The sequence below is a fragment of the Singulisphaera rosea genome, assembly GCF_054877945.1.
On sequence record NZ_JBTYIP020000018.1, the window covers coordinates 1 to 13,023 of the forward strand.

The window sequence follows — 13,023 nt, forward strand, 5'->3', positions numbered from 1 at the left end:
ACGACGGAACTGAGTCCGCTGCAGCGCAGGCTCCTGAGCCTGTTGCGAATGACGGCGGCTTATAACCGCTGACGTGGCGACCGCCGGAAATTCGGAGAAATTGAATGCCGGATGTGCGGAACGTAGGGTAAAGAGAAACCCTGGGGAATCGGGCTTGATTATAGGGCTCGGGAGTGTTGCTCGGCGAGGACGACATCCCGTTACCGAAGGCGCAGGGGACGATGATGAAGTAGCGATCCGGGTCGAGGGCCATGCCCTTTCCGATCAGCCACTCGTTATCCTGAGGCCAGCCGGAGAACCACGTCGGGTAGACGATCACGTTATCCCTGGCCGCATTCAAGATTCCATACGTCTTATAAGCGAGCACGGTGTTACGGAGCGTCGCCCCCCCTTGGAGTACGACGTCGCCCAGCTCGAAGATCTCATAATCCATCGGTCATCGCTCCGCATCGAAGATAGGGCGAAGGGCATCTCGACGACTTGAGAGGAGGGGCGAGGCCCATGGGGAATGGGCGTCCCCCAGGAGCGTGCGCGAGTGTCGACTGACTCAAAGGGACGGTCATCGTCCAGATCGGCCGGGAGAGGGCGTTGCTCCACTCGACCCCGGCGAGATCCACGCACGCGACCAAGGGCCGTGCGCGAAGCCTGTTGAATCGCCCCGAGATGATATTCTCGGGGCGATCGTGGGGCGAACTTATCGCTGGACTCGGGCCGTGCCGCCCTTGGCCAATGCTTCGACCTCTTCCACGCGAGCCATCGAGACGTCGCCGGGGAAGGTCGTCAACAAGGCGCCGTGGGCCCAGCCGAGCCGGAGTGCCTCTTCCGGGGGCCGGCCGGTGATGAGGCCGTAGATCAGGCCGGCGGCGAACCCGTCGCCGCCGCCGATGCGGTCGATGACGTCGAGTTGCAGCGTCGGGCTGACATACCGCTTACCTTCGAGCCACAAGACCGTCGCCCAATCGTGGCGATTGGTCGAATGGACTTCACGCAAGGTCGTCGCGACCATCTTGATGTTCGGGAACTGCTCGACGACGCGGTCGATCAGCCCGAAGAAGGTGTCCGGGTCGAGCTTCGACTTCGTCGTGACCTCGGGGCCGGCGATGCCGAGACCCTTCTGGAGGTCTTCCTCGTTGCCGACCAGGGCGTCGAGGTTGCCGGCGATCTGTCGCATCACCTGCTGGCCCTTCTCGGCGCCACCGACCGACGCCCAGAGCTTGGCGCGATAGTTGAGGTCGAACGACGTGATGGCGCCGGACGCCTTCGCGGCCTGCATCGCCTCGATGATCAGGGGCGACGTCGTCTCGGAGAGCGAGGCGAAGATGCCGCCCGAGTGGAACCACTTGACCCCGCGCCCGAAGATCCCCTTCCAATCGAAGTCGCCGGGCTTGAGCAACGCCCCCGCCTCGTTCGCCCGGTTGTAGAAGACCACAGGCGCCCGGACGCCATGCCCCTGGTCGCTATAGACGGTGGCGATGTTCGGGCCTCGGACGCCGTCGTGGTCGAACCACTTGTAGAACGGCGTGACGCCCGTCTCCTTGACCCTCGCCTGCACCAGTTCGCCGATCGGGTAACGCACCATCGCCGTCGCGACGCCAGTCTTCAGCCCGAAGCAATCCGACAGCCCGGCGGCGACGTTGTACTCGCCCCCCGAGACGTGGATGTCAACGGACCGCGCCTTGCGGAACGGGATCACGCCGGGGTCGAGCCGATGGATCAGGGCCCCCAAGGAGAGGAAATCCAGCTCACACGCGTCGCTCCGCACATTCAAACCGCTCATGAACGTCCCCCGATCCCTCCAGAAATGCCGTCCCCCCGCGGAGGACGACGAGTCTTGGCTACTCCCCCGCCCTTCGATCAGGAACGGGCATCGATCGCGAATCTTTCGCCAGTGCGTCGGTCAAGATTACCGACGGCTGGTCGTCGAACCGAAGTCTCCCCGACCGATCGAGGCCCCTGCCCCGCTCGAGAGGATGCGCGAACAGGCCGTTGACGACGGCTGCCCTCGTTCCATTCCGGAGATCACTCGGACACGTTGACGAAGACCTTCAGGGCCTCTTTGTCTTCGAGCAAGCCCATCATCTGCTTGTATTGGTCCAGGCCGGCGACGGGATGCGTCAGGATCTTCTCCGTGACGCCCGGATAAGTGAGCTCGCCGTGCGACAACGCCTGGAGGCCGAGCTCGAAGTGCTTGCGGTTGCCGTTGACGCTCGAGACGAGCAGCTTGTTCCCGAGGACCCACTCGAGGTTGATCTTGGCCCCGTCGATCGTGACGTCGTGCTTGCCCCCGGTGATGCTCGTCCAGACCAGGGCCCCGTTGTGCGCGAGGATCTCCATCGCCTGGAAGCAAACCGCGGCGTTGCCCGTCGCCTCGAAGATCAGGTCGGGCTTGCCGACCTTTTTCACGAGGTCGGGCAGCGACGTCTCCTTCGTGCTCACATAGGTGGCACCGTATGCCTCGACGATCTCCGACTTCAGATGCGGCCCGGGGCGGGTGGCCAGCGTGAAGACCTCGATGCCGCGGAGCTTGAGCATCATCGTGGCCAGGAGGCCGATCTGCCCTGCGCCAAGGACGAAGGCCCGCTTCGGGTCCCAGACCTGGAGCCGCTGTTGGGCCAGGAACGCCTGCTCGATCGCCTTGGCGCAGACGCTCGCCGGCTCCGAGAGGACGCCCAGGTGCTTCAGGTTCTTGGGGACCTTGACCACGTACTCGGCGTCGTCGACGAAGACCTCGGTGAGGTATCCATGGCAGAGGTTGATCCCCCGCTCATAGTAAACCTCCTCGCTCGTGATGTCGTTGCGGCCGATCTTGTCAAAGATCGAGCCCCCCGGCCGCCGCACGGTACAAGAAACGTAGTCTCCCGGCTTGACCTCGGTGACCTTGTCGCCCACTTCGAGGACCTGCCCGAAGCTCTCGTGCCCGATGACGAGATGCTCACCACCCGGAGGAGCATTGCCGTAGAGCGCCTCGTTGATCTCCCGGTCGGTGGCGTCGACGCCGATCTGGAGCACCTTCACGAGGACCCCACGCCCCTCGGGGATGACGCAGACGTGAGGATGGGGCTGGTCGCCCAACTTCGGGACAGGGACGTCGCGCAGGTGAACGCTGTTCGCTTGACCAGGAAGGACGGCGACGGCTTTCATCGAGGACTCGACTCATCAAAGGGGGCCGGAGATAGGCGCAGGCTCGACACGAAGCGAATCCGCGAATCATCGGATTCTAATCGAACTCGATCCCCCGTGCCACGCACCCCCCGACGACCACGAAAGACTCCCAACCTCCGAAGCCGGCCGGCTCGAAACAACGACGACCCGGCAGGACGTGCCCTGTCTAACGGAGAGAGAATCCGTCCTCGTTCCTTAGACGTCTCTCCGTTTGATAGGGCACTCTTTCCCCACACCGTCCGACCCGAGTTGAACACCGTGAGAAGGGCAGGTGTGCCCCATTTCCCCGAGATCAGCCTACTGCGCCGAGAACTTATAGATCGTGGTTTGCTGGTAAGTCGAGCCTGGCCTCAAGATGACGGACGGGAAGTTGGGATGGTTGACCGAGTCGGGGAAGTGCTGGGCTTCGAGGCAGAAGCCTTGATGCTTGCGGTAGTTCACGCCACCCTTGCCCGTGTACTTCCCGTCGAGAAAGTTCGCGGAGTAGAACTGGACGCCCGGTTCGGTGGTGTACATCTCGAGGACTCGCCCGCTCTTCGGGTCCACCACCCGAGCGGCCAATGCCGGGCCTTCGCCCCCCCGGAGGACGAAGTTATGGTCGTAGCCTCCTGGGTTTCCGGCGATTTCGGCGATATGAGCTCCGATCGGAGTCGGAGACGTGAAGTCGAGCGGCGTCCCCTTCACGGCGCGGAGTTCGCCCGTGGGGATGAACGTCTCGTCGGAGGGGGTGTACTGGTCGGCCGCGATCAGGAGCTCGTGGTCGAGGATCGTGCCCGACTCCGGCCCGGCGAGGTTGAAGTAGCTGTGATTGGTCAGGTTGACCGGCGTGGCCCGGTCGGTGGTCGCCGAGTAGTCGATCCTCAAGGCCCCGTCGGGCGTGACGGTGTAGGTTACGGTCGTCGCGAGGTTGCCGGGATAGCCTTCCTCGCCGTCCGGACTGAGATACGAGAACCTGACGGCCTGTCCCGAGGCATCCGAGACCTCCTGGGGAGTCCAGACGACCTTGTCGAACGCTTTAAGGCCGCCGTGGAGCGAGTTGGGGCCGTTGTTGATGGCCAGGGAATATTCCCGACCGTCGAGCGTGAACCGACCCTTGGCGATCCGGTTGGCGACGCGTCCCGTCATGGCGCCGAAATGGGGATGGCCCGCGAGGTAGCTCGCCAGGTTGTCGAAGCCGAGGACGACATCCGCGAGCGTTCCGTCTCGGTCCGGGGCGTGGATCTCGGTGACGATGGCCCCGTACGACATCACCTTGACCGTGACGTCCCCTCCCGTCAGCTCGAACAACTCGATCGGAACCCCTTCCGCCGTCTCCCCGAAGTGCATCCGCGAACCTCCCGATAGGACTACGCACGTCGCCCCGCAACCCCACGCCACGATCGGGGCGAAAGCCCGGACGCCCCAGGTTATCCCAGGGAAGCGCCGGGAGACAATCCTCAAGCCTCCGAGTACGGACGATCTCAAGTCGGTCGCGACTCCTCCCTCCCAAACGTGGACGAGAACTTCTAGCTCCAAGGGACGCACCACAAAGTTTTTATATTACATTAATATGTTTAATATTGTATTTTACAATTGTTTTCACTCAACAAAACTTGAATTATGGCCTGCTCGACGGTCTCCTTGTTTATCCCGATCCTCACCCTATCGGCGAGGGCTTCATCTTCTTTTAAGGTTCGCCTCCGTAGACTTGGGAGTGCCATAGGACAACTAGAGAGCCCTTGGTACGTTGGGACCTCGATAGACCAGGGAGAGAACGCGATGGGCAAGATCACATTCGTGGTGCCGGTTCTCGGCCTCCTTTGCGGATCGGCACTCGGCGCGGCGCCGAGCGCGTCGGCCGAGGATTGGGGCCAGCAGTCGCAGCCGACGCTGACGCTCGCCATGGCTCGGGACGCGGCGATGGAGAACGCCCTGGCATTCTTCTACGACGAGAAGCCCGACCACAAGGGCCCTCGCGATATGGCTCCGGAAGACAAGAAAGAAAACGAGAAGGAGAAGTCGAAGGCGAAGTCGAAGTCTTCGGACGAGCCGAAGGACAAGCCCAAGGGGGAGGGTGAGACTCGCCGGGGTCGTGGCCCGGGCCGTCGCGGGGAGGGTCGCGAACAACACGCAAAGCAAGACGAGCGGAAGTACGAAGGCACCGCTCGCGGCGAAGGACACAAACACGCCAAGCGAGGGGAGTGGAAGCACGAAGGCCCCGCTCGTGGCGAAGGACGCGAACACGCCAAGAAGGATGAGCGCAAGCACGAAGGCCCTGCTCGTGGCGAAGGACGTGAAAAGGGTAAGACCTTCGTTCACCGAGGGGAAAAGCCGGAAGGTCGGCCTCACCGCTCCGGCTCGGATTCGGATTCCCGTAAAAAAGAAGAGCGCCCCATCCACAGGTCTGCGTTCCACCAAGGGCCGCACGAAGGGTCGAAGGGAGAGTCGCACGGAGGTCGCAAGGCCTCGAACGCGTCTCATCGTCGCCCTCATCGCAGCGAGTCGACCGGTGCTCGGGGCGGCCCGCTCCATAAAGGTAAGAAGCACCACGAGGCCCACGCCCGCAAGACCCATGGCTCCGCTCACCATCACGGCTCCGCTCACCATCACGACTCCGCTCATCATCACGGCGCCAAGGGCGGCGGACGTCATCACGAGGCTCACGCCGACCACCACCGCGGCCACGGCGAGCACCGAGGCCATGGCGATGCCCGCCCGCACAAGGAAAAGGAAGGTCGGGACGGCCACGCCCAGGGCCACCTCGTCCGCAAGGGTAAGTCCTACGAGCAGGACCGCCGCCGCGATTGAGCAGAGCTTTGAGAGGGCCGCGCAACTTGAAAATGCACGGCCCCTCCACTTGAAACATGAAACGTGACGAGGCCGGGGTCTCAAATCTTACGGGTCTCGAACTCCAAGCCACCCGCCTCCCGTCGAGGAAAGCGGGTGGCTTACGTTCGAGATCGACGCTTTACTTGAGAGAAGAGGGGTCGCGGTAAAGCTCAAGGGCCGCCCAGATGTCCCCGCGACGATTGGCGGACGAGATTCCGGCCGCACGGGGCAAGCGTGAGGCTTGCCTCCAAGCTGATACGCCGAGCTCCCTCGGGTCGAGGTTCGGAGGACGGACGAAAATGCGAGTCCTGCTCGTCGAGGATGAAGCCGACCTGGCGAAGGCCGTCTGGCAGGCTTTGGACGAGGACGGCTACTCGGTAGACCTGGCCCGGGACGGCGAAACCGCGCTCTTTCAGGCGAAGTCTGGTCACTACGACGCCGTCTTGCTCGACCTCATGCTCCCGAGACGCGACGGCTGGAGCGTTCTCCGCGAGTTGCGCGAAGCCCAGATCAAGACCCCCGTTCTCGTGTTGACCGCGCGCGATACTCTTTCGGACAAGGTCCGAGGGCTCGACGCCGGGGCCGACGACTATCTCACGAAGCCGTTCGACATCGAAGAACTCCTGGCGAGGCTCCGGGCCTTGATCCGAAGGGCGGCGGGGCAGCCCTCCCCCTCGCTCGAATTCGGCGACGTCGTCGTCGACACCGTGGCCGGCGTCGTCCGCAAAGGAGGGAAGACGATGGACCTCACCGCCAAGGAGTACGCGCTCTTCGAGCTCCTGGCCAGGAACCGAGGCAAGCTCGTCAGCCGAACCATGATCTACGACCACATCTATGCAGGGGACGACGAGACGCTTTCGAACGTCCTCGACGTCTACGTCTCGAACCTGCGGAAGAAGCTCGGGAAGGACTTCATCACCACCCGACGAGGCCAAGGATACATCCTGGATGTTTGATTACGTGCGGAGGAAACCTTAAACCTACAGCCACGGATGAAGCATGGATTGAACACGGATAAATTCTATTTTTTACTCAAATGTTCAAATCAATGAAATTGCACATATTTTATTTTTGTTTTGATTGATCCGTGTTTCATCCGTGTTCAATCCGTGGCTAAAAACCTCCCGGGTTCGATCCCCCTAGCCCGAAACCAATCCGTCGATGTTCAACTCAATTCGCTGGACCCTGCTCTTCTGGTACGGCCTGATCCTGGTCCTCGTGATCGTGGGGTTCGGGGCGACCCTGTACCTCAGTCTCGAGCATGAAACGCGCACGGAGCGAGACACCCGGCTTCGGGAATGGGCGCGAACCGTCGCCCGAGGGTTCGACGACCGCCGTTGGGATGGCGTCAAGCTCGTCCTCCCTCCGACCTATGCGCGAGCCCTCCAAACGTCGGATCCGGAAGGGCCTTACTACATCGTCTGGAACGCCGCGGGGAGGGTGGCCGCCCGCTCCCCGGCGAACCTCGAAATTGAGTTTCCCGAGGCGTTCCGCGTCCCGGCCACGCCCAAGCGGGCCCCTCGCCCGCCGGTAGGGGCTTCCGTCAAGGACGAGGAGGTTGGGCCACATCCTCAGAACGGGAGGTCGAGGCCGACTCCGCCGCGGAGGTCTTGGGGAGCCCGGGGCCACGTCCCGCCTCACGAGCAGGAGGGGCTCAGGAACCCGCTGTCCCGCGACCGAGGGCCTTGCCGAGAGATGATCGTCCGGGGTCCCCAAGGGTCCACCGTCCTGGTGGGCCAGAGCAATGAAGAAGATCGTCGCCGGCTCCGGGTCTTCCTCATCCGGATGCTGGGCGCGAGCGCGGGGGCGTTGGCGCTCGCGATGGTCGGAGGCTGGTTCCTCGCGGAGTGGGCCCTGGCGCCGATCGCCAGGATGAGCGACGCGGCCTCGAGCATCTCGGCGTCGAACCTTTCGAGGCGGATCGACATGGCCAGGACCGAGAGCGAGCTCGGCCGCCTCGCCACGATCCTGAATGAGACCTTCGACCGGCTGGAAGGGGCCTTCGTCCGGCAGGTCCAGTTCACGGCCGACGCGTCGCACGAGTTGAGGACCCCTTTGTCCGTCGTCATCTCGCATTGCGAGCTCGCCCTGAGGAAGTCGAGGACGCCGGAAGAGTACCGGGAGATGTTCGCCACCGCGCTAAAGGCCGCCAAGCGAATGCGAGGCGTGATCGAAGGATTGCTGACCCTCGCCCGCGCCGACTCGACCGCCCCCAACCTCGACCACGGGCCTGTCGACCTTGCCGAAGTCGTCGAGGAGAGCGTCGAGATGCTCCGGCCCCTGGCGTCGAGCTCGAAAGTCGAGATTGAGATCGAGACGGAGCCCGCCGAAGCTTTCGGCGATCACGACCGACTTCGTGAGCTGGTCGTCAACCTGGTCACCAACGCCATCCGGTATAACCGCGAGGACGGGCGCGTCACGGTCCGGCTTCGAAAGGAACCCGAAGGCTTGACCCTGACGGTCGCCGACTCAGGGATCGGGATCCCCGAGGAACACTGGCCCGAGCTCTTCGAACGGTTCTACCGCGTCGACCCCGTGCGTTCGCGGGAGCTGGGGGGGAGCGGACTGGGCCTGTCGATCGCTCGCTGGATCGTCGAGGCCCATGGGGGCACGATCACCTTCACAAGCGTCTTCGGCGAAGGGACGACGTTCACCGTCCACCTCCCGGCGGCGAAGCCCCGTCTCGAGCCCGACGACCAGGAGTCGGCCCCCCTGCCCCAGGCGTCGCCGTCGGCCTGATCGGGGCCGGACAGCGACGCTCGGAAACGTGTCATCAGGCACCCGGCCGGGCATAGGAGAGGGCGATGAGCCCGTACGCGGTCACGAGGTTGGGGTCGCCTTCCATGAAGCGGTCGGAGGCGTTCACCCAGCTCCCATTGGCATTCTGGCGCTTCGCCAGGGCCGCGACGAGCTCGGCACGCCAGTCGTGCGACTTCCCGGAGGCGTCGACGATGGTCGGGGATCCGAGGGCATTCAGGGTCTTTGCGAACGTCTGATAGTAATAGTAGAGCCCACGCTCGCCGAGGCCGGGGTTCTCCTCGAGCCCATAATTCTTGGTGATATATTCATAGGCCGCCTTGACGCGGGGATCGTCCTTGGTGAGGCCCGCGTAGATCATGCTCTTGAGGCCTGCGTAGGTCATCGAGGCGTACGAGCGAAGCCCGCCATTGTCGCCCTTGCCGGCGACGCTGGTGCCCCCGTTGGCCGCGGTGTAGATGAACCCGCCGTCGTTGATCTTGCCCGCCCAGGGCTGGTCGTTGAACTCGCTCTCGAGGTTCTGGCACCTCGAGACGAAGACCAGGGCCTTCTTCAACGCCGGGTCGTCGGCCGGGACGCCGGATTCATGCAGGGCATCGATCATGAACGTCGTGTTCGAGAGGTCGGGCCGGCTGTTCGACCCGCCGTAACCCGCCCCGCCGTAGAAGGCGTCGTGCGGCTCCTTGTTCTCGCCCTCGTCCCACTGCATCGTCTTGAGGAAGTCCTGGCTCCCCTTGATGATGGTGTCGTAGCGGCCCTTCACGTTGGCCTCCTTGAACGCCAACAGCGAGATCGAGGTCGCGTAGTTCGCGTGCGAGGCTTCCGAGAGCCCTCCCTTGGGGCCGATGAACTTCTCGAGGTACGACAGGGCTTTCGCGATGACCGGCTCGTCCGGGGTGACCGTCTTGGAGCGGAGGAGGGACGTCACGACGAGCGCCGTGATCCCCGGCTCCTTACGGTCCGCGGACCAGCTCCCGTCCTCCGCCTGGCGAGGCCTGAGGAACGCAACCGCCCTCGCGGTCAGGCTGGCCGTGTCGGCCCCGAGAACCGGGAGTCCACGCGTCGCCAAGCCAAGGAACCCGGCGGCCTGGAGGCTGCGACCCAGGAAGATACGTCGAGAAATCGGAAGCATCGTCGTCGCCCGTCCTGTTGTTTTCGGAGTTCGGTCGAATCCGAGAGTCGGAGTTCGTTCCACCGCTCGTGGCAAAGTTAATGCCCTGGGATCGGGCACCCCCGATTTCCGAAGGGGACAAACACTTACGGCTTTCGGGTTGATGCGTGGCACGTCGCCAGGAGGACAGAGTTTCGCCTCGCTCGGCGAAGTTTTCGCCACGACACGGTCGGAGTGCTCGAACGACGGAGTGTTCCCCTTGCACTCCGCGTCGATAACCGACTCTGATGGAGTGGTCGACCCGCTTCGGAGTCGCCAGGTCGAGATTGTCACTCGCGTCAAAGTTCGTCAATGGGTTCCATCCGAAACCAGATCCTCTGGCCGCTCGTGACGATCCAGGTCCTTGCCGTGGTGGCGATCACGCTCTCGGCCACGACGATCGCCGCCCGACGCGCCGAGCGCCAGATCATCGACCGGCTTGACGGGGTCGCCAGTGCCTTGGGACATGCGACGTTTCCGTTCAACACCACCGTGCTAACCCGGATGCGAGGGCTGTCGGGGGCCCATTTCGTGGGGTACGACGACCGAGGGAGGATCTCGGCGACGACGCTGGCCAAACCCGAGGAACTGCCGAGTTGGCTGCCGTCCGTCCCCCGGACGTCCCGAGTCCACTCCCTGGGAAGCTCGCCCACGGTCCAGGTGGAGGATGCACGCTACATCGCGGTTCCCCTCCACACCTCCGCGCGTCCGTCGACGCTCCTCGTCCTTTATCCCCAGGCGAGCTGGCACCAGGCCCTCTGGGAAGCCGCCCTTCCCCCGCTCGCGCTCGGCGTGGCGACCCTCGGGTTCATGACCTCGGTGACGGGTTGGATCGCCGAGCGGATCGGGCGTCGAATCCGCACCGTTCAGCAACAGGTCGCCAGGATCGCCGCGGGCGACTTCGACGAGGTCGACGCCCCCGGCGGCCGGGACGAGATCCAGGAGTTGGCGCTTTCGATCAATCAAATGTGCGCCCAATTGCGTGAAATGCAGGGCACCATCCGGCAGGCCGAACGGACCCAGGTGATGGCCCAGCTCGCCGCGGGCCTGGCCCACCAGCTCCGGAACTCGCTCACGGGGGCCCGCATGAGCGTGCAGTTGCACGCGAAGCGCTATCCCCCCCCGGGGAACGACCGGAGCCTCGAGGTCGCGTTGAGGCAGCTCGCGATGACCGAAGAGCAGGTCCGGGGCCTTCTCTCCCTCGGCCGGATCGAACGGAGAGAGCCGACGATCTGCGACCTCTCGGCGCTCGTCGGCGAGGTGCTCCTGCTGGTCGGCCCCACGTGCCATCACGCCAAGGTGACGCTTCGCCCCGACCTCGGCGAACGCCCCTTGCGCGGCCTCGTCGAGGCCTCCAGCCTCCGAGCGGCGGTGCTGAACCTGACGCTCAACGCGATCGAGGCCGCCGGCGTGGGAGGCGAGGTCGGCGTCTCGGCGACCTCGACGGGGGGGGAGGCCATCATCGAGGTCCGAGACAGCGGCGCAGGCCCGCCCCCCGAGTTGGCGGAACGGCTGACCGAGGCGTTCGTAACCAGCAAGCCCGAAGGGGTGGGGCTCGGACTTGCGATCGCCCAACAAGTAGCGGCCGAGCACGGAGGACGGCTATCCTGGAGCCGGGACGCGGGCTGGACCCGCTTCCTCCTGGCCATACCGCAGGGCGTCCCGACGCCGAGAGGGCCCGAATGAGCCGGATCCTGATCGTCGACGACGAAGCGAGCATCTGCTGGGCCTTCCGCGAGTTCCTCGCGGATGAGGGGCACCAGGTCGACGTGGCCGCGTCGGCCGAGGAGGGGCTTGCGGTGGCCGAGGCCGCCCCCCCCGACGCGGTCGTCCTCGACGTCCGCTTGCCCGGCATGGACGGGCTCTCGGCGATGCGGTCGTTTCGCGAACGGATCGGGACGGCCCCGATCGTGGTGATGACGGCCTTCGGCAACCTCGAGACCGCCGTTCGCGCCATGGAAGAAGGCGCGTTCGAATACCTCATCAAGCCCTTCGACCTCGACCAAGCCGCGACGGCGCTGACCCGAGCCCTCGACAAGAAGCGCCCGAAGGACCGCCATGCGTCCCAACCTTCGGGCGAAGAGGCGGGGACCCTCATCGGCCGGTCTCCGGCGATGCAGGAGCTCTTCAAGAAGATCGCGCTCGTCGCGCCCACGGACGTCCCGGTGCTGATCACCGGAGAGAGCGGGACCGGCAAGGAACTTGTCGCCCGCGCGATCCATCGCCACAGCCGGCGGAATCCGGGGCCGTTCCTGCCGATCTGCCTCGCCGCGCTCAGCCCGAATCTCGTCGAAGCGGAGTTGTTCGGTCACCTCCGAGGCTCGTTCACGGGCGCGTCGCAGGACCGCAAGGGACTCCTCGAACTGGCAAGCGGCGGGACCGTGTTGCTCGACGAGATCGGCGACGTCCCGCTCCCCCTCCAGGTGAAGTTGCTCCGCGCGATCGAACACCGCGAAGTGACGCCTGTCGGCGACGCGCGTCCCCGGGTGACCGACATCCGCATCGTCGCCGCAACGAACCGTCCGCTCTCGGAACTCATCGTCGGCGGCCAGTTCCGCGAGGACCTCTTCTTCCGCCTCAGCGTCTTCCAGATCGGGCTCCCTCCCCTCCGCGACCGTCGCGAAGACATCCCGGCGCTGGGCGAGCATTTCCTTCGGCTCTCGCGCCCGAAGGATTCCGACGAGGCCCAGCTCTCGAACGAGGTCATCGAGGCCCTCAAAGCCCGCGTGTGGGCCGGGAACGTGCGCGAACTCCGGAACGTCATCGAACACGCTTCGATCGTCGCCCGAGGGCGTTCGATCCGAGTCGAGCACCTCCCCCCCCCCTCCCCGACGAACATGCAGAACACAGGTCCCCAGGTCGTTCGGGAGATCCAGGGGCACGTCGCCCGTTGGACCGCACAGGAGCTCTCGACGGCCCCATCCGGACCGGACGATCCAACCCTCCACGACCGCTTCCTGGCGTTGACCGAGACTCCGCTGTTGCAGGCTGCACTCCAGCAGAGCCGGGGGAACCGTGCGGCGGCGGCCCAGTTGCTCGGGATCCACCGCGCGACGCTGCGGCAGAAACTTCGAAACTACGGGATCGAGTAGCCGCCGACGCCTACCGCGACCCTCGCCGGGAGACGAAGGCCTCCCCTCACGCCT

Annotated in this window: 9 protein-coding genes and 1 pseudogene; 5 read left to right on the forward strand and 5 right to left on the reverse strand. The window is 64.7% G+C overall.

Translation table 11 applies throughout. The features are described 5' to 3' along the window. The 4 genes and pseudogenes from ACYOEI_RS25685 to ACYOEI_RS25700 form a co-directional block, all read right to left on the reverse strand. A pseudogene (locus ACYOEI_RS25685) lies at positions 1–433 on the reverse strand (hypothetical protein); the annotation flags it as partial. 261 nt (positions 434–694) lie between these two features. Then, entirely contained in the window at positions 695–1,777 is a 1,083-nt protein-coding gene (locus ACYOEI_RS25690; protein ID WP_462852490.1) for a PfkB family carbohydrate kinase, read from the reverse strand. Between the two features lie 242 nt (positions 1,778–2,019). Next, positions 2,020–3,141: a glucose 1-dehydrogenase gene (locus tag ACYOEI_RS25695; protein ID WP_462852491.1), complete on the reverse strand. Its 1,122-nt coding sequence runs from the start codon at positions 3,139–3,141 to the stop codon at positions 2,020–2,022. A gap of 318 nt (positions 3,142–3,459) precedes the next feature. Then, positions 3,460–4,488 carry an aldose epimerase family protein gene (locus ACYOEI_RS25700; protein WP_462852492.1) on the reverse strand — a complete coding sequence of 343 codons (1,029 nt, stop codon included), beginning with the start codon at positions 4,486–4,488 and terminating at the stop codon, positions 3,460–3,462. A 432-nt stretch (positions 4,489–4,920) separates the two neighbouring features. On the opposite strand from ACYOEI_RS25700, the gene ACYOEI_RS25705 reads away from it, so the two are divergent. The 3 genes from ACYOEI_RS25705 (at position 4,921) to ACYOEI_RS25715 (ending at position 8,709) form a co-directional block, all read left to right on the forward strand. Continuing rightward, positions 4,921–5,949 carry a hypothetical protein gene (locus ACYOEI_RS25705; protein ID WP_462852493.1) on the forward strand — a complete coding sequence of 343 codons (1,029 nt, stop codon included), beginning with the start codon at positions 4,921–4,923 and terminating at the stop codon, positions 5,947–5,949. A 320-nt stretch (positions 5,950–6,269) separates the two neighbouring features. Then, positions 6,270–6,926, forward strand: a complete 657-nt coding sequence (locus tag ACYOEI_RS25710; RefSeq protein WP_462852494.1) for a response regulator transcription factor — start codon at positions 6,270–6,272, stop codon at positions 6,924–6,926. 205 nt (positions 6,927–7,131) lie between these two features. Then, complete coding sequence (locus ACYOEI_RS25715; protein ID WP_462852495.1) at positions 7,132–8,709, forward strand: sensor histidine kinase; 1,578 nt, start codon at positions 7,132–7,134, stop codon at positions 8,707–8,709. 34 nt (positions 8,710–8,743) lie between these two features. Here ACYOEI_RS25715 and ACYOEI_RS25720 read toward each other — a convergent pair whose 3' ends face one another. Continuing rightward, complete coding sequence (locus ACYOEI_RS25720; protein ID WP_462852496.1) at positions 8,744–9,859, reverse strand: prenyltransferase/squalene oxidase repeat-containing protein; 1,116 nt, start codon at positions 9,857–9,859, stop codon at positions 8,744–8,746. A 330-nt stretch (positions 9,860–10,189) separates the two neighbouring features. On the opposite strand from ACYOEI_RS25720, the gene ACYOEI_RS25725 reads away from it, so the two are divergent. Further along, positions 10,190–11,563 (forward strand): sensor histidine kinase, encoded by a 1,374-nt coding sequence (locus ACYOEI_RS25725; RefSeq protein WP_462852497.1) that lies wholly within the window; start codon positions 10,190–10,192, stop codon positions 11,561–11,563. Further along, on the forward strand, positions 11,560–12,969 hold the full coding sequence (locus ACYOEI_RS25730; RefSeq protein ID WP_462852498.1) for a sigma-54-dependent transcriptional regulator: 1,410 nt from the start codon (positions 11,560–11,562) through the stop codon (positions 12,967–12,969). The genes ACYOEI_RS25725 and ACYOEI_RS25730 overlap by 4 nt, the downstream gene beginning before the upstream one ends. Positions 12,970–13,023 lie beyond the last annotated feature (54 nt).

Coding starts and splice junctions, on each gene's coding strand:
- ACYOEI_RS25690 (WP_462852490.1), bottom strand. CDS start 1,777: ATGAGCGGTTTGAATGTGCGGAGCGACGCGTGTGAGCTGGATTTCCTC.
- ACYOEI_RS25695 (WP_462852491.1), bottom strand. CDS start 3,141: ATGAAAGCCGTCGCCGTCCTTCCTGGTCAAGCGAACAGCGTTCACCTG.
- ACYOEI_RS25700 (WP_462852492.1), bottom strand. CDS start 4,488: ATGCACTTCGGGGAGACGGCGGAAGGGGTTCCGATCGAGTTGTTCGAG.
- ACYOEI_RS25705 (WP_462852493.1), top strand. CDS start 4,921: ATGGGCAAGATCACATTCGTGGTGCCGGTTCTCGGCCTCCTTTGCGGA.
- ACYOEI_RS25710 (WP_462852494.1), top strand. CDS start 6,270: ATGCGAGTCCTGCTCGTCGAGGATGAAGCCGACCTGGCGAAGGCCGTC.
- ACYOEI_RS25715 (WP_462852495.1), top strand. CDS start 7,132: ATGTTCAACTCAATTCGCTGGACCCTGCTCTTCTGGTACGGCCTGATC.
- ACYOEI_RS25720 (WP_462852496.1), bottom strand. CDS start 9,859: ATGCTTCCGATTTCTCGACGTATCTTCCTGGGTCGCAGCCTCCAGGCC.
- ACYOEI_RS25725 (WP_462852497.1), top strand. CDS start 10,190: ATGGGTTCCATCCGAAACCAGATCCTCTGGCCGCTCGTGACGATCCAG.
- ACYOEI_RS25730 (WP_462852498.1), top strand. CDS start 11,560: ATGAGCCGGATCCTGATCGTCGACGACGAAGCGAGCATCTGCTGGGCC.